At 49.9% G+C, this 23,545-nt stretch carries 10 protein-coding genes; 9 read left to right on the top strand and 1 reads right to left on the bottom strand.

Going from position 1 to position 23,545, the window contains the following annotated elements:
* Positions 1–12: 12 nt before the first annotated feature.
* From ACGTIC_RS10820 to ACGTIC_RS10790, 7 genes are all read left to right on the top strand, one after another.
* Entirely contained in the window at positions 13–621 is a 609-nt protein-coding gene (locus tag ACGTIC_RS10820) for a TetR/AcrR family transcriptional regulator (protein WP_059075334.1), read from the top strand.
* 45 nt (positions 622–666) lie between these two features.
* Positions 667–4,140 carry a DNA polymerase III subunit alpha gene (locus tag ACGTIC_RS10815; protein ID WP_075581273.1) on the top strand — a complete coding sequence of 1,158 codons (3,474 nt, stop codon included), beginning with the start codon at positions 667–669 and terminating at the stop codon, positions 4,138–4,140.
* A gap of 310 nt (positions 4,141–4,450) precedes the next feature.
* Positions 4,451–7,249: an isoleucine--tRNA ligase gene (ileS, locus tag ACGTIC_RS10810; protein WP_113855656.1), complete on the top strand. Its 2,799-nt coding sequence runs from the start codon at positions 4,451–4,453 to the stop codon at positions 7,247–7,249.
* Between the two features lie 241 nt (positions 7,250–7,490).
* Positions 7,491–8,159: a GntR family transcriptional regulator gene (locus ACGTIC_RS10805; protein WP_159897780.1), complete on the top strand. Its 669-nt coding sequence runs from the start codon at positions 7,491–7,493 to the stop codon at positions 8,157–8,159.
* A 41-nt stretch (positions 8,160–8,200) separates the two neighbouring features.
* A complete protein-coding gene (locus tag ACGTIC_RS10800) occupies positions 8,201–9,097 on the top strand; it encodes an NAD(P)-binding domain-containing protein (protein WP_075581271.1) in 897 nt (298 codons plus the stop codon).
* Positions 9,098–9,120: 23 nt separating this feature from the next.
* Positions 9,121–10,551: a four-carbon acid sugar kinase family protein gene (locus ACGTIC_RS10795; protein ID WP_113855658.1), complete on the top strand. Its 1,431-nt coding sequence runs from the start codon at positions 9,121–9,123 to the stop codon at positions 10,549–10,551.
* Between the two features lie 14 nt (positions 10,552–10,565).
* Positions 10,566–11,411 (top strand): class II fructose-bisphosphate aldolase, encoded by an 846-nt coding sequence (locus ACGTIC_RS10790; protein ID WP_113855659.1) that lies wholly within the window; start codon positions 10,566–10,568, stop codon positions 11,409–11,411.
* An 831-nt stretch (positions 11,412–12,242) separates the two neighbouring features.
* On the opposite strand, the gene ACGTIC_RS10785 is transcribed toward ACGTIC_RS10790, so the two are convergent.
* Positions 12,243–12,452: a DUF1858 domain-containing protein gene (locus ACGTIC_RS10785; RefSeq protein WP_059075327.1), complete on the bottom strand. Its 210-nt coding sequence runs from the start codon at positions 12,450–12,452 to the stop codon at positions 12,243–12,245.
* Positions 12,453–13,065: 613 nt separating this feature from the next.
* Between ACGTIC_RS10785 and ACGTIC_RS10780 the strand changes: the two genes are divergently transcribed.
* Both ACGTIC_RS10780 and ACGTIC_RS10775 read left to right on the top strand, forming a co-directional pair.
* Positions 13,066–15,036 (top strand): ESPR-type extended signal peptide-containing protein, encoded by a 1,971-nt coding sequence (locus ACGTIC_RS10780; protein ID WP_113855660.1) that lies wholly within the window; start codon positions 13,066–13,068, stop codon positions 15,034–15,036.
* Positions 14,987–23,530: an S-layer homology domain-containing protein gene (locus tag ACGTIC_RS10775; protein WP_257536487.1), complete on the top strand. Its 8,544-nt coding sequence runs from the start codon at positions 14,987–14,989 to the stop codon at positions 23,528–23,530. Before ACGTIC_RS10780 ends, ACGTIC_RS10775 begins: the two co-directional genes overlap by 50 nt.
* The last annotated feature ends 15 nt before the right edge of the window (positions 23,531–23,545 follow it).

Below are 23,545 nucleotides of genomic sequence, written 5' to 3'. Positions count from 1 at the left end.
GAAAGGATATCTATGACAGTTAAACACATTACAAAACGACAATTGCAGACGGAAGCGAATCGCCAGTATATTATGAACGTAGCCCAGAACCTGTTTTCTCACAACGGTTATGAAAAGACCTCCATGAAAGAAATCAGTACGGCGGCCAAGCTCCCCATCGGGTCTTTATATTATCATTTTAAAAATAAAGAAGACCTGCTGCTGCAGATATGTATTTCCATTGCCCGGACACCCATGCCGAATCTGTCGCAGGATGTGGTGCAGAAGGCCAGGAAACCCTATCAGCATCTGTTCAAGGAAATCGACATGTATGGGGATTTGTGGGCCAATGCCGGTGAAGCTTTCGCTTATAATGTATACCGGACCTTTGAATATATCTACGATACGGAACACAGCTATTTATCCATCGATTTTTACAATAATATGCTCAATTTCATTAAAGTGGCCCAGAGCATTGGCACATTCGACGATACGATTTCGGCAGAAGAAGCGACGGAGTATCTGTTTATGATTATCCGCACCCTGATTTATGAATGGTCTCAGACACGGCATCATCATGAAGATATCTGGCTGTGTGGAAAATACCTGCCACGGATTTTAAAAACATTCGTCAAAGAGTAAAACGCCCGGCCGGGCGTTTTTTCTGATAAAAGGAGATTTTATGATATGAGACCTTTTGTACATCTCCATGTACATACACAGTACAGCCTATTTGATGGCATGTGCCGCATCCCTGACATGGTTTCCCGGGCTAAAGAACTGGATATGCCGGCCGTGGCAATTACCGACCATGGCAATATGTACGGCGTCATCCACCTGTATAAAGAAGCGCTGACCCAGGGAATCAAACCTATCCTGGGGTGTGAAGTCTACATGACACGGGGCAGCCGCATGGACCATCCTGCAAAGGAACGGCTTTGCCACCTGATTCTGCTGGCTAAAAATAATGAAGGCTATCATAATTTAATAAAAATTGTATCTAAAGGGTTTATCGACGGGGAAAATAATTATCACCGTCCCCGCGTGGACTATGACTTGCTGAAAACCTATCATAGGGGACTCATCGCTCTCAGCGCATGTATTGAAGGCCAGATCCAGCAGGATCTCATCAATCGCAACGAAGCGGGGGCGCGGCGTGCGCTGGAAGAACTGGTGTCCATATTCGGGAAAGAGGACTTCTATCTGGAAGTGCAGAATCACGGACTGCCGGAAGAAAAGCTGGTGCGCCATGTTTTCAAAGACTGGGCCCGGGAGTACGGTTTGAAACTGGTGGCGACGAACGACTATCATTATATTTACAAAACCGATGCTCCGGCACAGGAAGTCAAACTCTGCATTTCTACCGGATCTACGCTGGATGATCCCAGCCATTTCCGTTTTTCCAACGATGAATTTTACATGAAAGACGGCGACGAAATGGCGGCTTTGTTTGCCGATATGCCGGAAGCACTCGATACGACCCTGGAAATTGCCGATAAATGTAATGTGACGATTTCTTTCGATGAACGGCACCTGCCCAAATTTCCCGTACCGGAAGGCGAAACCGATACCTCCTATTTGCGCAAACTTTGTGAAGAGGCATTGCCCGGTCGCTACCATCCCGTGACAGATGAAGTGCGGAAACGGCTCGATTACGAACTGGGCGTTATTGAAACCATGGGGTTTCCCTCGTATTTTCTAATCGTCTGGGACTATGTCAAGTTCGCCAGGGATCATAACATTCCCGTCGGTCCCGGCCGTGGTTCAGCTGCCGGTTCTGTCGTAGCCTATCTTCTGGGAATTACCGGGCTGGATCCGCTCAAATATCATCTCCTTTTTGAACGATTCCTTAATCCGGAACGGGTCACCATGCCCGATATCGATATGGATTTCTGCTATGAAAACCGCAGCAAGGTCATCGATTACGTTACGCAGAAATACGGTCAGGACCATGTTGCCCAGATCATCACCTTTGGTACACTGGCAGCCCGTGCCGTCCTGCGCGATGTAGGTCGGGTCATGGATATGCCTCTCAGTGAGGTAAACCGCATCGTCAAAATGGTGCCGGCCGAACTGGGCATTACCCTCGATAAAGCACTCGATGAAAGCAAGGAATTCCGCAGTGAATACGAAACGGACGAACAGGTGCATCAGCTCGTAACGTATGGGAAGATCCTCGAAGGACTGCCCCGTCATTCGTCTACCCACGCAGCCGGGGTCGTCATTTCCGCTGCTCCTGTCGATGACTATGTACCGGTCCAGTTCTCAAAAGAACACTATCTGACAACCCAGTATGATAAAGACCTCGTCGAAGAACTGGGACTACTGAAAATGGACTTTCTCGGCCTGCGTACGCTGACCGTTATCGGCGATACGATCAAGCTCATCAAGGCTAACCGCGGTATCGATCTCGATATCAATGCCATTCCCCTCGACGACCCGGAAACAGGGAAACTGCTCACCGAAGGAGATACGGCCGGCGTATTCCAGATGGAATCAGAAGGCATAACCAACCTGGTAAAGGAACTGGCGCCGACGCATTTTGAAGACATGATCCCCACCGTGGCCCTGTACCGGCCAGGACCTCTGGGAAGCGGCATGGTAACGGATTTTATCAAACGAAGTCACGGTGAAACGAAGGTGACCTATCTCCATCCACTGCTGGAACCCATCCTGAAAGATACGTACGGTGTCATCCTGTATCAGGAACAGGTCATGCAGATTGCTTCCGCTATGGGCGGATTCACCCTGGGACAGGCCGACCTCTTGCGCCGTGCCATGGGCAAGAAAAAAGAAAAAATTCTGGTGGCACAGCGCAAGAATTTCCTGACGGGCACACAGAAAAATCATATCCCTGATGATATTGCCAATAAAGTATTCGACCTCATGGTCTATTTTGCCGGCTATGGCTTCAACAAATCCCATTCGGCTGCCTATGCCTATATTGCCTGGCAGACAGCCTATTTGAAAGTTCATTACCGCCCGGAATTCATGGCGGCCACCATGACCAGTGTCATCAATGATATCAGCAAAATCAGTTATTATATCCAGGAATGCAAACGTCATGGCGTGCCTGTTTTGTCTCCTGACGTCAATGCCAGCGTCTATATGTTTTCCGTACAGGGAGACAGCATCCGTTTTGGCCTTTCCGGCGTCAAGAGCGTAGGCCAGAACGCCATCACGGAAATCGTGAATAAGCGGGAGCAGGACGGTCCTTATCAGTCACTAGAAGATTTTTGCAGCCGTGTTGATTTCCACGTGGTCAATAAACGGGCCATGGAAAGTCTCATCAAATGCGGGGCAATGGATTCGTTTGGCAAGCGCCGGTCCCAGCTCATGGCCGTCCTCGACCAGGCCATGGCCCTTGGTTCGCTCTATCAGAAAGAACGCGATTCAGGGCAGATGGGTCTGTTTGATATGGAAGAAGAAAAACAGGTATCGTCACTGACTTATCCGGATGTACCGGAATATCCCATCGAAATGCGGCTGGCTATGGAAAAAGAGTATGATGGCTTTTACTTTTCCGGTCATCCCCTCGATGCCTTTCACGATGTCATGGATAAACTGACGCCCTTATCGGCCCTGTACGGGGAACATAAGGAGCAGTACGACGGACGGGTCATGGAAATTGGCGGTCTGATTACGGCCCGGCGGCAGGTCCTGACCAAGCGGAAAGACACGATGGCCATCCTGACCCTGGAAGATTATACCCATACGGTCAGCGTCGTCGTATTTCCCAAGACGTACGGGCGTTATGGCAGTCTGACGGCGGCCGATCTGGCTGTGCGCATCACCGGGCGGGCGGATATTAACGATGAAAGTACTCAGGTCATTGCCGAAAGTATTGCGCCACTAGGAGAAGCGAAGGAAGGTGCCCCCGTGGCCAGTCCCCGTGCAGCCGTTCATGCCGGTGCTATGTGGCAGCCGGGGGGAGGGACGAAATTGTTCATTAAAATCCCGGCCCATCTGGAACGGACCGACCTGAGCTCGACCATTGCCGCCGTCCTGAAAAAATATCCGGGACCGGTCAAGGTCTATTTCCATCTCATGGGAAGCCGCAAGACCATACTGACCAACGAACAATACTGGATTACCCCTGACGAAACGCTGCATCAGGAACTCCAGGCACTTCTCGAACCGGGATCGCTCGTACTGAAGTAAAGAGGAATGATACATTCACCTCTTGACAAACGGGGTACAACCTATTAAAATGTCGGATATATGGAAAAGCGATGAACAAGACGGTCTGCAGATACTTCTTGGCAGCGAACCGGGGATAGTGTGAGCCCGGGAAAGAGAGTCTGCAGGCGGATCACTTGGGAGCCGCAGCCGCGTTCCGGCTGACGGGTAGCGCCGTTATCGTGCTATGAGAGTGGCTGCACAGCAGTCAATAGGGTGGTACCACGGTGATTACGTCTTCGTCCCTTTGGGATGGAGACGTTATTTTTTTACTTTTGAAGGAGGATATATAATGGATTACGGTAAAACGCTTCATTTACCAGAAACCGATTTCCCTATGCGCGGCAATCTGCCGAAACGCGAACCAGATATGATCAAATTCTGGCAGGAAAACAAAATCTATGAAAAACGTTTGAAGAAGAGACAGGGCTGCAAGAAGTTTATCCTGCACGATGGCCCTCCCTATGCCAATGGCAAACTCCACATCGGCCATGCGTTAAATAAATGCCTGAAAGATTTCATCCTGAAATACAAGACCCAGACTGGTCATTATACGAAATATATTCCCGGCTGGGATACACACGGCCTGCCTATCGAACACGCCGTCATCAAGGATACAGGACTCAATCGTCATGAAATCGCGCCGCTCGACCTGCGTGCCAAATGCCGTGAATACGCTCTTCAGAACGTCGATATGCAGCGTAAAGATTTCATCCGTTTTGGCGTCCTCGGTGACTGGGAACATCCGTACCTGACATTGCAGAAGCCGGTCGAAGTCGCCCAGATCGGTGTGTTTGGAGAAATGGCCAAGAAAGGCTATATCTACAAAGGCCTGAAGACCGTATACTGGTGCCCTCATTGTGAAACGGCACTGGCTGAAGCGGAAATTGAATATAAAGACGATAAATCCTTCTCCATTTATGTAAAATTTAAGTCGGTAGATCTCAATTGCCATATGCCGAAAGGTGCCGATCCGGAAAAGGTATTTGCCCTTATCTGGACGACAACGCCCTGGACTATTCCCTGTAACGTTGCCATCAGCGCCAACGAAGAATTCGACTACGTCTGGGTCCGGATTGGCGATGAATATCTGCTTATGGCCAAAGATCTGGTAGAACCGACCATGAAGGCCGGGAAAGTAGAAGACTACGAAGTGCTGCCGGATGTCATGAAAGGAAAACAACTGGAAGGTCTCGTATTCCAGCATCCTCTCTATGCAGATCGCAAAGTGCCGATTATCCTGGGTGATCATGTCACGCTGGAAGCCGGCACCGGCCTCGTCCATACGGCTCCGGACCACGGCGAAGACGACTTCAATGTCTGCATGAAATATGCAGCCTGGGGCCTGAAGCCGCTGGGCACGGTTGATGGGACCGGTCGTTACACCGATAAGGTTCCCGGTTTTGAAGGCCAGTTCGTATTTGATTCCAATGTGCCGGTCATCAAAAAACTGGCGGAAATCAATGCCCTCTTTGCCAAGAGCACGTTCCGTCACCAGTATCCGCACTGCTGGCGCTGCAAACAACCGATCATTTATCGTGCAACAGAACAGTGGTTTGCTTCTGTTGATGGATTCCGTCAGGAAGCTCTCGATGCTATCGATAAAGTCCGCTGGATTCCGTCCTGGGGCCACGACCGCATCTACAATATGATCCGTGACCGCGGTGACTGGTGCATTTCCCGTCAGCGTGTCTGGGGCGTGCCTATCCCTATCTTCTATTGCAAGGACTGTGGCGAACACATCATCAACGATGAAACCATCACTCACCTGCAGAAAATGTTTGCTGAAGAAGGCTCCAACACATGGTGGATGCATGATGTCAAAGAACTTCTTCCCGAAGGCTATAAGTGCCCGCACTGTGGCGGTACAGAATTCCGCAAGGAAGAAGACACGATGGATGTCTGGTTCGATTCGGGCTGCACTCATCAGGGAGTCATGAAAAATGACCCCGATTCCGGTTATCCCGTCGATATGTACCTTGAAGGGTCTGACCAGCATCGCGGCTGGTTCAACAGCTCCCTGCTGACTTCCGTTGCCATCAATGGCATCGCTCCTTATCGTCAGGTCCTGACTCATGGCTTTACCGTCGATGGCGAAGGCCGTAAGATGAGTAAATCTGTGGGCAATACGGTTGCTCCGCAGGAAGTCATCGAAAAATACGGTGCCGATGTCATGCGCCTCTGGGTTGCATCAGCTGACTATCAGGGTGATATCCGCCTCTCGCCGAAAATCCTGAAGCAGCTTTCCGATGTGTATCGTAAAATCCGCAATACTTTCCGCTATCTCCTGGGCAATCTGGCTGATTACAATCCGGCAACGGATGCTGTTGCTTATGAAAACATGTCCGAACTGGATAAGTGGGCACTCCTGCGCATGGAACAGGTACTGGAAACGGTAACCGATGCCTATGAAAATTATCAGTTCCACGTCATGTATCACGCCATCCATAATTTCTGCACGGTCGATCTGAGTGCTATCTATCTGGATATCATCAAAGACCGTCTCTACACGGAAAAAGCCGATGCTAAGATCCGCCGCAGTGCCCAGACTGCTATGTATCATATCCTCGATACGCTGGTTAAAATCCTGGCACCGGTCCTGTCCTTTACGACGGAAGAAGTATGGCAGAATATGCCCGCTGTAGAAGGCAAAGAAGAAAGCGTACTTCTCACGGACTGGCCGGAAAAACATCCGGAATATCTCGATGCAGATATGGAAAAACGGTGGAACACACTTCTGTCCTATCGCAGCGACTTCATGCGTGCTCTGGAAGTCGCTCGTAAAGACCATAAGATCGGCCATCCTCTCGATGCAGCCGTTACGATTTATGCCGATGGCGAAGACTACGACTTCCTCAGCCAGTGGCAGAAACGCCTGGCAACGCTGCTCATCGTCAGTGAAGTCAACCTCGTAAAAGGTGATGCTCCGGCTGATGCTATGGCTGGTGAACACCATGCAGATACGAAGGTTGTCGTAGAACCGTCGTCTCACGAAAAATGCGAACGCTGCTGGAAACATGATGCCAGTGTCGGTTCGGATCCGGATCACCCGACATTATGTGCCCGCTGCGCCGCTGTATTAAAAGAATAATATTTCTCCGGAAATGCCGGAAACAAAAGGACTTGTCGCTGACGACAAGTCCTTTTTGCAACGGTACGGCCATCCGGAGCTGGTACTTATGTGGAGACAATTTAGCATACCCATGTTTGAAAGTTTAGAATTATGCAATGAGAATAACAATTTTATATAACATATATGGATACGAGTATTGACACAGATGCAAGAGAGTAGTATGCTACATACAAGTAAAGACGATGAGGAGGTGATTCATATGGTGATAACTAAGATTTCCATAAAGGAACAGGTCTATGAATATCTGAAGTCATCGATCGTCCGGGGAACTCTTGTCCCGGACACAATTTATTCTGAACAGATGATTGCCGACGAATTGCAAGTATCGCGGACACCCGTACGGGAAGCGATACAACTCCTGAAGCATGAAAATCTGGTCGAAATCTACAGCAATCGCGGCTTTGGCGTCAAAGCTATTTCCTCAGCAGATATTGAAGAAATCATCGAGGCCCGCCTGGCTATTGAAGAATTCGGCATACGAAAACTCGTGCGTGATTACCGCTCTGAAAAAGGGCAGGAAGCATTGCATCAGCTGGAACGGTGCATCGAACAGACGAAGGAAGCGGCGGATTCACATCACCAGTATGAATTTTCCGAATCGGACGTAGCGTTTCACCGGCTGCTGGTCGCCTTTACAGAAAATCCGTACCTGATGCAGGTTTCTGACATGATCCATACGAAGCAGGAACAGGCAACGGTCCATTCGCTCCATGATGCCGACCGTATGGCGAAGGCCATCAGGGAACATGAACGTATTCTGACCTATCTGCATGCCGGAGATGAACCAGGTGCAGTCAGAGCGTTCGAAGAGCATATGCAGGTTACCAGGGAAATTCTGCATGCCGCTGAAACAGTAGCAGACAATTAAAATTTTAGTTATTATATTTGCTGGTCAAGGAGGTCATTATTATGTTAAAAGTAGGGTTTGTAGGTCTGGGAATCATGGGGAAACCGATGGTCATGAATATGTTGAAGGCCGGTATTGATGTCACCGTATCCGACTTGAAACAGGAACTGGTCGATGAAGTCGTCGCAGCCGGCGGCAAATCGGCCGCATCGGTCAAAGAACTGGCAAAAGGCAAAGATGCCGTATTTACCATTCTGCCGACGGCAGCTATCGTACAGGACGTCCTTACGAAAGAAGACGGCATTCTGGCCGGTGTCGATGCAGGTACGGTCGTCGTCGATTGCAGCTCCGTTTCTCCCATCGAATCGAAACAGTGCCGTGACCTGGCAGCTGCCAAGGACTGCCCCTTCCTCGATGCTCCCGTAAGTGGCGGCGAAGAAGGCGCTATCAACGGGACACTGGCATTTATGATTGGCGGAGATGAAAAAGCTGCTGAAAAAATCAAAGATGCCTTCGAAGCCATGGGCTCCAGCTGGATTGTCGTCGGTCCGACCGGCAGCGGTTCTGTCACGAAACTGGCTAATCAGATTATGGTCAATGTCAATATCTGCGCCGTCGCAGAAGCCCTGGTACTGGCCCAGAAAGCCGGCGCTGACCCGAAAAAAGTGTTCGAAGCTGTCCGTTGCGGCCTGGCTGGCAGTACCGTTCTGGAAACAAAAGCGCCGAAGATGTTCAACCGCGATTTTAAAGCCGGCGGTACAATTAAAGTCAACCTGAAAGATATTACCAACGTCATGAATACAGCCCGCGATCTGCAGGTACCGCTCTTCCTGTCCGGAATCGTACAGCAGATCCAGCTCAGCCTTAAACAATCTGGCCACATCATGGACGATCATGCCGGTTACGTTCAGTTCTATGAACAGATTTCCGGTGTTACCGTTAAAACAGAAGAAAAATAAGGCGTGCAGAAGAGGAGACAATCATGGCAAAAGTATTAAAAGAAGAAGTATTCCGTACCCTTCCGGCCGTACAGGTAAATGAAGAAGAAATCACGAAAGAACTGCTGAAAGAATTACAGGAATTCCATAAAAAAATCGTCGTTCTCGATGATGATCCTACGGGAACACAGACAGTGCACGATATTTCCGTATATACGGAATGGACGGAAGATGCCCTGACCCAGGGGTTTGACGAAGCCAATTCGGAATTTTATGTACTGACTAACTCCCGGGCTTTCTCCCGCCAGCACACGACAGAAGTACATCAGACGATAGCACAGCGGGTATCGGCTATTGCCAAGAAGACCGGTAAGGATTTTATCGTCATCAGCCGCAGTGATTCTACGCTGCGCGGCCATTATCCACTGGAAACGCAGGTCCTCAAGGATACACTGGAAGCCAATGGCGCCCCGGTTATTGATGGGGAAGTCCTGATGCCCTTCTTTAAAGAAGGTGGCCGCTTCACTATTGGCAACGTTCATTACGTACAGGAAGGGGAATATCTGGTCCCGGCTAACGAAACGGAATTTGCCCAGGACAGCACCTTTGGCTATACGGCGGCGACCATGCCGGAATACATCGAAGAAAAAACGGGCGGTGCGTATAAGGCAGACAGCGTTACCTGCATTGCTCTGGAAGACCTGCGGGCCGGCAACATAGATAAAGTGGCGGCCCAGCTCGAAGCAGTCCATGATTTCAACAAAGTCATCGTCAACTGCACCGACTATATCGATGTCAAAGTATTTGCCCTGGCATTGCTTAAAGCGATGAAAGCGGGACGCCATTTCATGTTCCGTTCTGCGGCGGCTCTGACAAAGGTACTGGGCGGCGTGTCGGATAAACCGCTTCTGACGAAAGAAGAACTGGTCGTAGCCGGCAATACGAATGGCGGTCTCATCGTCATCGGCTCCCACGTCAAAAAGACGACCCAGCAATTGGAAAAATTGAAAGAGCTGGATAATATTGATTTCATCGAATTCAATCATCTCATGGTTCTGGAAAGCGATGAAAAGCTGGAAGCAGAAATCCAGCGCGTCATCGATAAGACGGAAGATAACCTGAAAAAAGGTATTACGACAGCCGTCATGACCGGGCGAAAATTGCTGAAAATGGACACGAAAGAAGAATCTCTACGCGTATCGGTCAAGATTTCTGACGCTCTGGTCAGCATCGTGACCCGCCTGTCCGTCCAGCCGAAATTCATCATTGCCAAAGGCGGCATTACGTCCAGTGATGTGGCAACCAAAGGCCTGTCCATCAAGAAAGCCCTGGTTCTCGGTCAGGTAGCTCCTGGTATCCCGGCATGGAAAGCAGGACAGGAAAGCAAATTCCCTGGCATGAGCTATGTCGTATTTCCGGGCAATGTCGGGGCTGTGACCACCCTGCGTGATGTCGTGGCCATGATGAACGCCTGAGATAGGAGCCTGTTATGCTTATCAATCTTCAGGACATGTTGCGTTATGCCGCAGAAAAAAATGTGGCTGTCCCTTCCTTTAATGTCTATAATGTAGAATCCGTCCAGGCTGTCTGGCAGGCGGCACAGAAAAAAGAGTCTCCCATCATCATTGCATTTGGCGAATCCTATGATAGTCATATGCCGATTGAGTCGGCAGCAGCTCTGATACAGTCGTATGTCCGCGATGCCCGGCTGCCGGTAGTACTTCATCTGGACCATTGCCGGAGTCAGCGGAATATCCTGCGTGCCTTACGGGCAGGATTTACGTCTGTCATGTTCGACGCGTCAGCAAAACCGCTGGCTGAGAATATTGAAGATACGAAGGCCATTGTTCGCCTGGCTCATGATCTCCATGTCAGTGTCGAAGGTGAATTAGGCTATATGAATGAAGAAGATGGCACAGGCAGTGTCGTCCCTGGTACAGGATATACGACGGTCACTGCAGCCCGCCAGTATGCGGAAGAAAGTGGTGTCGATGCCCTGGCCATAGCCATCGGGAATGCCCATGGCATTTATAAAGGGACGCCCAGTCTGGATTTGGACCGCCTCGATGATATCCGGAAGGCTGTTGCGGTGCCTCTGGTTCTCCATGGCAGTTCGGGAATTCCTGTACCGTTGTTGCAGGAAGCTATCCGACGGGGCATCCGCAAAATCAATGTGAATACGGAAGTATCGACGACAGGTATCCAGGCCGCCCGGGATTTCCTCGCCAGTCATATGGATCCCAATACACGCTTCGAAAAAATGACTAAAGCTGCTGAAACGGCGATGAGTCAGGTCGTAGAGACGTATATGGATATTTGTGCGTTGAAAAAATAATTACAGTACACGAACAGGCGCTGTCTTCATGGGACAGCGCCTGTTAACTATGAAATCTTCCGTCCGGGCATTCTTCCGTGCTCCATTTTCCATTTCTCTGCCCAGGGTATTCACCTCCTCAGAAGTATTTTTTGTTAACGATTGCGCGCGAAATCTAGCACGAATTAAGTATATCATAAAAGCAGAACAAATGTTTTATCTATGATGCTGTAATGGAGAAGATGAAAGTCAGGCATACTGGGCTGAATTGATTATTGCATGCTTGCATAGCATAACTCGTCTTGTTTTTATATAGTTTACTCATACTTTACATTACTGATTGACAATTTTTTTCTAAGGTTTATAATGAATTTATGAAAAGAAAGAAATCATATATTTAGTTATCTTATTTATCAATCAGTATCCTAGTACTGTAGAATTGATTCCCAGAAATGCTATGTTTCTATTGTCAGAACAGGAGACAGCTTCTTTAGATTCCGCCCCCCGTTTTCAACGTATCAAACAGAAAACATCCTGAGAACCAAAGGAGAGGAAGTGTAATCATGAACGCACTGAAAAAAGCTGTGCCACTGCTGACAACGGTTGTTATTATCGGACTGGCTGCTGCAGTTATTTATTTTGAATAAGCAATAAAACGGACTGTCTGTAAAGATGGTCCGTTTTTTGATTTTAGATGCAGTAGCATACTGGCTTTGATTCTTTTATTTCCATCGATACTTTCAATTTACATCCATATAACATACCATGCGCCGGAGAGGGGAAGCTCCGGCGCATGGTATGTCTACATGAAAAAACGCGGCATGGGACGTATCCTATGCCGCGTTTTTTTACTTATTTATTGCTGTCAGCGATGCATTCGTTCAGATCTGCAATCAGAGCGTCTACATCAATGCCGTGTGCGCCGGCACCTTCGCCGATTGTTTCGAAGTGAGCGGCCATGCAGCCGATGCATCCGAGACCATAAGCCTGGAATATCTGCACGATCTGCGGATATTTCTGGACAGCTTCGATGATACCTGTGTCTTTGGTAATAACTGGCATGTGAATTCCTCCTTAAAAATTCTATTCCGAACGTTTTGAAAGAACTCCGGACTGGATTCATTATATCATACTTTATCTCCTTTGACAGGTGGTAAATGCAACGAAAGTAGAGAAAATTTTGACTTTTTATAACGATGATGATGTAGAGATAGTAGATTTCGTAACAGCGTATGTGCATTGTATATTATAATTATTTATCTATGTATAATATTTTTATAAGAACATATCATTTTATAACAACGTTAAACGTAAAACGTAAACATAGAGGATAGAGTTAAATATCTATTAGTTATTATTAAAACAAAATAGTATAGTAGTATTGTTCGTATATTTTTATTATTTATACGACTATTAGAAAAAACACAAGTGTATATTGAATATTTGTCCTGCTGAAATACTACTTATTCATGGATTATGATTATTATATCATTATTATTTTATATTTATATTATATTTAGTTTATCAATAAAACAAACAAAATGATATTTGACCCTAACCTCAGATTGAGGTCTAAAATAATAATGATTTTTTTACAATAATATGACAAATATATTGTAAGCGTAAACGATAAAGAATTTTATATCACAAATTTATAAATAAGGTGGGAAGCTTTATGAACAAAATTTACAAGGTCATTTGGAGTAAAGTACGGAATTGTTATATCGTCGTATCAGAACTGGCGAAAAGCCATGATTCGGCTCATGGTACGCGCAGCCGAAGTGAGTGCGCCCGCAAAGCCGCCGTTCTGGCAGCTTTTGTCCTGACGACATCGCTCCTTGTTGCTCCGGACTGGGCTCAGGCAGCGACAGCCACGAATAGTGGGAATCCGTCTGCTGGACACGCTGTCAACATTGAAACAAATGAATCAACTAAAGATGTTACAGATAATTCAGGTCCATTAGCACTAGGTTCAGGTGCCTATGCTACTTACGATTCCCAGGGCAATTTGATTATGGGCAAGGACAATACGATTACAGGCAATGATAGTTTTGCTGCTGGCGACAAGAATAGTATTGATAAAATTTCCGGCATGGCCGTAGGTTTCAGCAATAAGATTTCCATGGACAATAATCAAGGAAACCCCAGCCCAATCAATTTAGAAACTAAGAGCGGAGATTACAGCATAGCCGTAGGCCTCGGAAATAAATCTGAAAAGAATGCCCTAGTTATTGGCAAATACAGCAATGCCCTTCATGACGGCAGCATCGCTATCGGCAACTCGGTCAATGCACAGTCTAACAATAACAATGGTGCCACTGATTCCATTGCTATTGGTACGGGTTCGAAGGCCATGACAAAGGATTCTATCGCCTTTGGTCATGAGGCCAGGATTGGCAATAATAATTCTCAAGGGATAAATGGAGCCATTGCCATCGGTAAAGGCGCTAATGCAGAAGACGGCCAGAGCCTTGCTATCGGCTATGATGCCTATACGGGGAATAATAGCGATGTAGCAACGAGTCAAAATGGCAGTATTATCGCCATCGGTACGAATGCGCAGGCTATGGCCGGCTACGATATTGCCATCGGGGCCAAGGCTAGTACAGCCAGCTCTAAGACAAGCAATAGTGGTGGTAGTGCTGTTGCTATCGGCTATAATGCTGTCGTTAATGATGGTGCACGGCGTAGTATAGCTATGGGGGCCAACGCTTCGGTTTTTTCGAATGTCCAGGATGCCGTGGCTCTGGGCAGCCAGTCTTATGTGGAACAGAATCAGGGTGCTAATCATCAAGGTGGCTATGACCCATCAGCAAAAGGAACTGCTCACGGGGATGCCAACAGTTCCACGAAAGATCCAGTCTGGAATTCGACTCTTGGTCCTATTTCCGTAGGTTCTTCTGACCATTATGTCTGGGATGGTTCGAAAAGTGTCCACTATGCTCAGCAGACCCGCCAAATCACCAATGTAGCCGCCGGGAAAGAAGACACGGATGCGGTCAATGTGGCCCAGTTAAAGAAAGTTGTCGACCTGATTGGAAATGGAGGCAGCAGTAGTACAGGTAGTAGTATTCATGATTACAGTGTAAAATCGGTCAAACCAGATACGGATACCAACTACGAAAATAAGGGTGCTACCGGCGATAATGCTTTGGCTGCGGGCGTCAGCGCCTCGGCAACGGGTGTCCGTTCGGTAGCTGTCGGTAACGGCGCCCAAGCACTCAAACCGGACTCCATTGCTCTCGGTACCAATGCCAAGGCCGATGGAATTGGGGCTACCGCTATTGGGCAGTACAATACGGCGTCGGGCCAAAATTCACTGGCCTTTGGCGGCGGATATAATAAAGACCAAAAAGGGAATACTGCCAGCGGCGTCGCTTCGGTAGCCTTTGGGGAAGGAACTCAGGCTATTGCCGAAGGGACCCTGGCCTTTGGGCAGAATACCCAGGCCGGTGTTATTACAACAGATGATAAAGGCAATATCCAGATAGGCGGACAAGATGCCGTAGCCTTCGGTCGTGGCACCAAGGCACTTGGTGGCCGCTCTCTGGCATTTGGCGAAGATACTGTAGCCGATTTCAATGATTCCGTAGCTTTTGGCGCCGGCACGAAAGCGCTTTCGACAGGTTCCCACGGCTTTTGGTAGCCGGACGCGTGCGCTGGCACAATATTCCACCGCTTTGGGCAACAGTACCGTTGCAGCTGGCACGTATTCCGTAGCTTTCGGTACCGATACTGTCGCAGGCGCCGTACTTGATGAACATGGTGCATTCCAGCTGAAGAACGGAACCAAAATGGATCAGCATGGCAATACGGCTTATACAGATAGCCAAGGAAAGACCTATAGCGTTACATATACTGTACCTGATGGTGAAAAACATTCCTACGTTGTCTTAAAAGGCCAGGGTGGCAAAACGTATATCCGTGATTATCGCGGAAATATTCGCACGGCTACGATTGGTAACGATGGGTCCGTAACGGTGGGTGGTATTGTCAAAGGAGCTACTGAAGACAAGACACTTATCAAAGCAAAACCTGGAAGCAATGGATACGATTTAATTAGCAACTCGAATGCTACGGCCTGGGGCGAAAGTAGCAGTGCTTCCGGCGAAGCCTCTACGGCCTTTGGTATTGGTTCCAAGGCAGAAGGCAAAAATTCCTTGGCAGCACTGGGCGGCTTAGCGGCTAATGATAATTCGATTGCCATTGGTGAAGGAACGAAAGCCAATAATGCGGACAAAGCCGTTTCTCTGGCTATCGGCCAGAATGCGGAAGCTTCTGGTGAACGTTCTCTGGCTATCGGCTTTGGCGTCAGTGAAAAAGTTAACGATAAAGATGATAAAACGCTGACCAGTACGAAGGCCTCTGGAGAAAGTGCGATTGCTATTGGTACTGATGTTGTAGCACAAGGACAGCATTCTGTCGCTATGGGTTCGCATACAGATGCGGCCAAAGATTCATCGGTAGCCATTGGCTTCGATACTCATACCGTTAGCGATTCCGCTGTTGCCATCGGTAGCGGTACGAGAGCGGAAGGCCGCTATTCTGTAGCTTTAGGTCTGAGTTCAGTTGCCGGGAAAGAAACCAATGACGCTAAGAATCCGCTCAATGGTGGCGGCAGCGTCGCTATCGGCTATGGCACATCAGCAGAAGCGTCCCGCAGTATTGCTATCGGTACCGGTGCAACAGCAGCAGATTCACAGTTCACGACTGCCGTCGGTGACTCCACGATAGCTCAGGCGGAAGGCAGTGTGGCCATCGGTGCCGGATCCATTGCAACAAGAGGCGCAGGTAATAAAGAAAGTACCGCCTCTACCGATGTTAATACGGGCAAGACGACCATAACCTATGGTGATGAAAAGAAAGCTTATCTGAAACCAGATGAGCTCTCCACGGACAAGACAAGTACCTGGGTATCGACAACAGGAGCTGTGTCTGTTGGCGGTCAGGCTACCTATAAAGAATACAACGACAATGGAAACCTTGTTGAGAAAACGAAGCTGCTTACCCGCCAGATCACCAACGTAGCAGCCGGTTCCGATGATACCGACGCCGTCAATGTCGCCCAGCTCAAAGCCGCTCAGCCGACCGTCACGTCGAATGACCACTCTGTAACCATCGATACGACTACCGATAAAACAGACTACCACAAGAATTACGACTTGAAGATTGCTACGGCCACCTTGTCGCAGGATAAGACTACAGGAGACAACCCTGTGGAAACCGGTAAGGTTACTGTTAGCAACCCGAAAATTTCTGTTACAGAAAATGGAGAAACGAAGCAGGTTGATAACCCTAATGCCTATGTAACAGGCAATAGCGTGGCAGATGCCATCAACAACTCCGGCTTCAAGCTGACCGCATCAGCGTCCGAAGGTGACGTGACCGGCAATGCAGAGACCTTGATTCATCCGGGCGATACCATGACAATCGATGCCGGCAAGAATATTTCCTTGACCCAGACCAATGGCAAGATTTCGATTGCCACGAAGGATAAACTTGTTTTGGGCAAGGATACCTCTGATGGCAAAGACGGCCAGGAAGGCACCATTGGCCTGACCGGCAAAGATGGTATTCCGGGCACTGATGGCAAGCAGGGATACAGCACCACCATCATCAAGACGGAAAAAGGCCAGCCTGGGTCCGATGGCAAGAATGGCAAACCCGGTGTGGACGGCAAGGACATCACCCGTATCGTCTATACCGATAAGGACGGCAGCACTCCTCAGACCGTGGCTACCCTGAGTGATGGCCTGAAGTTTGCCGGTGATGACATTTCTAAGACAGTTGAAAAGAAGCTCAACGAAACCCTGCAGATTCGCGGCGACGGTAGTTATGACAAGACTACGCAAAAGACAAAAGAAGATGGCAACATTCAGGTTTCTGCTGATACAGATACCGGAACGATTAAGGTCGCTCTGAATAAAGATATCAACCTGAAGCAGGATGGTTCCTTGACCGTCGGCGGCAACACGCAGGATGGTTCTAAAACGGTGGATGATCCGATTGTCATCAAGCACTTCGACGACAAGACGCTTGATATGATTACAGGTGTCGGTGAAGATGGCAAGCCGATTACGGCCAAAGAAGGCAAGGCTGGTGACTATGTCACGGGCCTTGATAATAAGGCTTGGGATGTAAGCAATCCGAACTATGTCAGCGGTCGCGCGGCTACAGAAGACCAGCTCAAGAAGGTCAGCGATGCGGTCAACAAGACGGCTGGCCAGCATACGGTCGTTACGGTCAACGATAACAAAAATGACCATGATACAAAGGCCAAAGCTGGCAAGGGCGCTTTTGGCGATTATGCTGGCACCGACAAAGACAATCTGCTCATTGCCGCTAAGGATGAGGATGGCAAGCTGACCTACAACATCAAGCTCAACGACCAGCTGGCCATCGGCAAGAATGGCACGGATGGTCAGGATGGCAAGGACGGCAAGTCCGGCGTTTCTATCACCGGCCCGGATGGTGTTGCTGGCAAAGACGGTGTCGATGGCAAAGTCGGCATCGCTGGCAAGGACGGCAAAGATGCTGTCTCCATCACCGGTAAGGACGGCGTCGGCCATATTGGCCTGACCGGCCCGAAGGGTGACGGTACGCCAGGCAGAGATGGCACATCTATTGATATTTTGACAGACTATGGCACGAAGACCCTCGACTCGAACAAAAATGTAACGGTTGACAACAAAGAACAGGCCAGCCGCATCATCTACAATGATGCCAAGGGTCCTCATGAAGTGGCTACCATGGATGACGGCCTGAAAATCGGTGCCAATGCCGCAGCTCAAGGGGAAACGGCTAATCCTGTCAGCAATAAACTGAACAGTACCATCAATATCAAAGGTTCAGAGGCTAAAGCTGACCACACTTATACTGACGACAACCTGACCACGACAGTGGAACAGGATGCTGATGGAAACACGACGGTCAAGGTCCTCATGGATCAGGACATCACTGGCAATAGTGTTACCGTCGGTAAAGATGGTAAGGCTGGCTATGATGGGCAGGAAGGTTCTATCGGCATCGCCGGTAAGGATGGTAAGGATGGCAAGCAAGGTATCACGACAACTATCATTAAGACTGAAAAAGGTCAGAATGGTAAAGACGGTGAAGTCGGCAAGCAGGGGGCTCCTGGTGTCGATGGTAAGGATATTACCCGTATTGTCTATCAGAATGGACAGGATGGGGAAAATGGCCAGGGCGGCAAGCACGTCGTCGCAACCCTTGATGACGGCCTGAAGTTTGCCGGTGATAATGCGTCTACGACAGTCGCAAAAAAACTCAATGAAACCCTACAGATTCGCGGCGATGGTACCTATGACAAGGATAAGAAGACGGTAGCTGATGATGGCAACATCAAGACGTCTGTCGAGGATGGAACAATCAAGGTTGCCTTGAATAAAGATATCAACTTGAAGCAGACGGGATCCTTGACCGTCGGCGGTGATACGCAGGATGGTTCTACCGATTCTAAGGACCCGATTGTTATCAAGCATTTTGACGATAAGACCCTCGATGTAATAGGTGTCGACAAGGATGGCAAGCCGACTACGTCCAAGGAAGGCAAGGCTGGCGACTACGTCACGGGCCTTGACAACAAGGACTGGAATGTCTCCAGTCCGGCCTATGTCAGCGGCCGTGCAGCCACCGAAGACCAGCTCAAGAAAGTCAGCGATGCTGTCAATAGTGCTGCGGCTACGGCTGGTAAGCATACAGTCGTTACGGTTAATGACAAGGATAGCAATGAGACAAAGGCTGAAGCTGGCACGGGTGCATTTGGCAACTATGCTAGTGCCGACAAGGGCAACCTGCTCATTGCCGCTAAGGATGACAATGGGCAGATGACCTACAACATCAAGCTCAACGACCAGTTGGCCATCGGCCAGAAAGGCGAGCCGGGTGTGGCTGGTAAAGACGGCAAGGACGGTAAAGTCACTGTCGAAACCAAGGGCGGCACCACCGTTGTCATCGGCCATGATGGCGAGCCGGGCAAAGATGGCAAAGACGGCCTCTTCGTCACCGGTAAGGATGGCGCAGACGGCGTTTCCATCACCGGCCCGGACGGCGCTGCCGGAACTGATGGCAAAGTCGGCATTGCCGGAACTGACGGCAAGGATGCAGTCTCCATCTCCGGCAAAGACGGCGTCGGCCATATCGGCCTCATCGGCCCGAAGGGGGCAGATGGAAAGAATGCCGACATCGACATTTCCACTGCCTTGGGCACGGCCACTCTGGATCCGACAAAGAATGAGCAGAGCAAGGCGCAGGACAAAGTGGATCCTGCCGACAAGGCAGCTCGCATCCAGTATGAGTCCACGGTCACTGCAGAGGATGGCACCACTAAGACCATTACCCACGAAGTGGCTACCATGGACGATGGCCTGAAATTCGTCGGCGATGATGGTACGGCTACGCCGGTCACCAAAAAGCTCAACGATACCTTGCAGATCCGCGGCGATAGCACGTATGATGCAACCACGCACAAGACCAACGATGATGGCAACATCAAGATTTCTTCTGATACCGTTAATGGAACAATCCAGGTCGCTTTGAGCGACAAGATTAACCTGCATCAGGCGGGAGCCTTGACCGTCGGCGGAAACAAGAATGGTGGTGCTGCGAACGGACAGGATCCGATTGTCATCAAGCATTTTGACGATAAGACCCTCGATGTAATAGGTGTCGACAAGGATGGCAAGCCGACTACGTCCAAGGAAGGCAAGGCTGGCGACTACGTCACGGGCCTTGACAACAAGGACTGGAATGTCTCCAGCCCGACCTATGTCAGCGGCCGTGCAGCCACCGAAGACCAGCTCAAGAAAGTCAGCGATGCTGTCAATAGTGCTGCGGCTACGGCTGGTAAGCATACAGTCGTTACGGTTAATGACAAGGATAGTAATAATGAGACAGCGGCTAAAGCTGGCACGGGTGCATTTGGCGACTATGCTGGTGCCGACAAGGGCAACCTGCTCATTGCCGCTAAGAATGACAATGGGCAGATGACCTACAACATCAAGCTCAACGACCAGCTGGCCATCGGCCAGAAGGGCGAGCCGGGTGTGGCCGGTAAAGACGGCAAGGATGGCAAAGTCACTGTCGAAACCAAGGGAGGCACCACTGTCGTCATCGGCCACGATGGCGAGGATGGCAAAGACGGTATTTCCGTCAAAGGCCAGGACGGCAAGGATGGCGTCACCATCAGCGCTGTGAATGGCAAGGACGGTAGCGAAGGCCATATCGGCCTCACCGGCCCGAAAGGCGCAGATGGCAAGAATGCCACGGCCGATATCCACGTCAAGAATGGCCAGGTTGGTGTCGATGGCACAGATGGTCATGGTGGCAAGGATGGTATGGACCGTGTGGTCTATGAAGACCACAATGGTGTTACCCATGAAGTTGCCACGATGGATGACGGCCAGAAGTATGCCGGTGATTTCGGTGATGGCGCTTCGGTTAAGCTGAACAAGACGGTTACCATCAAGGGGAAAGTCAAGGACGGCGCGAAGGAAGACGACTTTGTTGATGGCAATATCGCTATTGTAGCCAATAAGAAAGGCGAAGACGGTGAACTGCTGATCAAGCTGAACAAGGACCTGACAGGTCTCAACAGCGCTACCTATACGACATCTACTAAGAATGGTGATGTGACTACGACGTCGAAGACTGTAGTGGACGGCACGGGCCTCAAGATTGATAATGGTCCGAGCATCACCAATACGGGTATCGATGGCGGCAGTAAGAAAATCACGAATGTAGCCGACGGTGAAATCAGTGCTACGTCCAAGGATGCTGTCAATGGCAGCCAGCTGAATGCCGTCAAGACTCTGGCTGGTCAGCATACGACGGTAGAAGCTGGTTCGAAGAATATCACGGTCAAAGAAGGTACGAATTCGACTGGTGGCAAAAACTACACCGTCGATTTAGCCAAGGACGTCGCGTTTGGTGATTCCGCTAAGGGCGATAAGACGGTTGCCATCAGCGGTACTAATGGCACGGTTACGGCCGGCACAGGCGACAACAAGGTCACTGTCGACGGCTCGAAAGGCCAGATTATCGCTGGCGGTGACAATGGCGTCAAGATCGGCAATATCGCAGGAGGTGACAGCAGCCTGACCATCTACGATAAGGATGGCAAGGCTACGAACCAGACTGACCAGGCTGGCAAGTATGTCACCAACTTGGGCAACAAGACCTGGAACAAGGATGGTTCCTATGTCAGCGGCCGTGCTGCTACAGAGGATCAGCTCCATCAGGTCGAGTCGAATGTCAACAAGCAGATTGCTGATGTGAACACGAAGATCGATAAGGTCGACAAGCATCATACGGAAGTCACCGTCAATGGAGGCACGCCTGCGAAAGCGGACGGCGCCTACACGGATGGCAATCTCCAGCTGAAGCAGACGACTGGCGAGGATGGGCAGAAGGTCTATGACCTGAAGCTCAACGACCAGCTCAAGGTCGGCCAGAAGGGCGACGCTGGCAAGGCTGGTAAGGACGGCAACGTCACGGTCGAGACAAAGGGCGGCACGACGGTCGTCATCGGCCATGATGGCAAGGATGGAAAAGACGGCAGGGATGGCCTCTTCGTCACCGGTAAGGATGGCAAGGACGGCAAGTCCGGCGTTTCCATCACCGGTCCGAATGGTGCAGCCGGAACTGACGGTGTCGACGGCAAAGTCGGCATCGCTGGCAAGGACGGCAGAGATGCGGTCTCGATTGCTGGCAAGGACGGTGTTGGCCATATCGGCCTGACTGGACCGAAAGGTGCAGATGGCAAGGATGGTACCAATATTGACATTTCCACCGTCCTGGGCAAGGGTACCCTGGACCGCAATCAGAACGAAGTCAAGGGCGAAGATAAAGATGGTACAAAAGACCAGGCAGCCCGCATCCAGTATCAGACTACAGTCAAGGAAACTGATGGTACGACGAAGACCATTACTCATGAAGTCGCCACTATGGATGACGGTATGAAGTACGGCGATGATTTCGGCAATACAGCCAAAGTCAAACTGAACCATCAGCTGGATATTGTTGGTGACATCAATGCCGGCAAGAAAGATGGCGACAAGAAAGCTACGAAAGATGATCTCAGCGATGGGAACATCGGCATTGTGGCTACCGATACCGTCTACAATGACGACGGCACGGTGAAGGAAAATGGCAAGATGACTGTCAAACTGGCTAAGAACTTGAAAGGCTTGAACAGCATTGAATCCAACAGCGTCACCACGGGCAACACCACCATCAACAACAGCGGGCTGACCGTCAAGACCGGCGACAGCACTCATCAGGATATCACCATCCAGCAAGGCGATGTCAATATGGGCGGTAATAAGATAGAAGGCGTTGCACCGGGCAAAATCAGCAAGGACTCGACCGATGCCGTCAACGGCAGCCAGCTCTATGCGGCCGATCAGGCTATTTCCTATCTGGGCGGGACTGTGAATAAGCTGGGAACCCGCGTAGACCGCGTCGGTGCCGGCTCGGCGGCTTTGGCAGCCCTCCATCCGCTGGACTTCGATCCCGATGACAAGTGGGACTTTGCCGCAGGTTACGGCCATTACCGGGGAGCCAATGCGGCGGCTGTCGGAGCATACTATCGACCCAATGAAGACACCATGTTCAGCATCGGCGGATCCTTTGGCGGCGGGGAAAACATGTTCAATGCCGGCGTCAGCATCAAACTGGGCCAGGGGAATCACGTTTCCACGTCCCGCGTGGCCATGGCAAAAGAAATGGAAGCCATGCGCCGCCATATGGCCGAACAGGATGCCCTCATTGCCAAACTGGAAAGCATGCACGGCATGGCGGAAGGTCCGGAAAAGAGTGCCCTCTTCCCTGATGTGGCAGAAAACCACTGGGCGTACCAGTATGTGACGACACTGGCTAAAAAAGGGATTCTTGAAGGGTATCCCGATGGCGAATTCAAAGGGGACCGCATGATGACCCGCTACGAATTTGCAGCCATCGTATACCGCATCGTTGAAAGCGGTGTGGGAAGCACGGATCCGGAACTGAGTAAACTGGTCAGAGAATTTTCACCAGAACTCCAGTACATCCGGATAGATACGATTCATCGCGACCATAATGGACAGCCGACGGTACAGCGTGTCCGCGTCAAAGACAGAAAATAGAATGTACGCAAATAA

This window comes from Megasphaera hexanoica, assembly GCF_043520715.1.
GTDB classification, from domain to species: domain Bacteria; phylum Bacillota; class Negativicutes; order Veillonellales; family Megasphaeraceae; genus Megasphaera; species Megasphaera hexanoica.
This window is presented reverse-complemented; position numbering and strand designations above follow the sequence as displayed.

What these genes read in the sequence shown, in the direction of transcription:
- ACGTIC_RS10820 (WP_059075334.1), top strand. Translation starts at nt 13, where the DNA reads ATGACAGTTAAACACATTACAAAACGACAATTGCAGACGGAAGCGAAT.
- ACGTIC_RS10815 (WP_075581273.1), top strand. Translation starts at nt 667, where the DNA reads ATGAGACCTTTTGTACATCTCCATGTACATACACAGTACAGCCTATTT.
- ileS (WP_113855656.1), top strand. Translation starts at nt 4,451, where the DNA reads ATGGATTACGGTAAAACGCTTCATTTACCAGAAACCGATTTCCCTATG.
- ACGTIC_RS10805 (WP_159897780.1), top strand. Translation starts at nt 7,491, where the DNA reads ATGGTGATAACTAAGATTTCCATAAAGGAACAGGTCTATGAATATCTG.
- ACGTIC_RS10800 (WP_075581271.1), top strand. Translation starts at nt 8,201, where the DNA reads ATGTTAAAAGTAGGGTTTGTAGGTCTGGGAATCATGGGGAAACCGATG.
- ACGTIC_RS10795 (WP_113855658.1), top strand. Translation starts at nt 9,121, where the DNA reads ATGGCAAAAGTATTAAAAGAAGAAGTATTCCGTACCCTTCCGGCCGTA.
- ACGTIC_RS10790 (WP_113855659.1), top strand. Translation starts at nt 10,566, where the DNA reads ATGCTTATCAATCTTCAGGACATGTTGCGTTATGCCGCAGAAAAAAAT.
- ACGTIC_RS10785 (WP_059075327.1), bottom strand. Translation starts at nt 12,452, where the DNA reads ATGCCAGTTATTACCAAAGACACAGGTATCATCGAAGCTGTCCAGAAA.
- ACGTIC_RS10780 (WP_113855660.1), top strand. Translation starts at nt 13,066, where the DNA reads ATGAACAAAATTTACAAGGTCATTTGGAGTAAAGTACGGAATTGTTAT.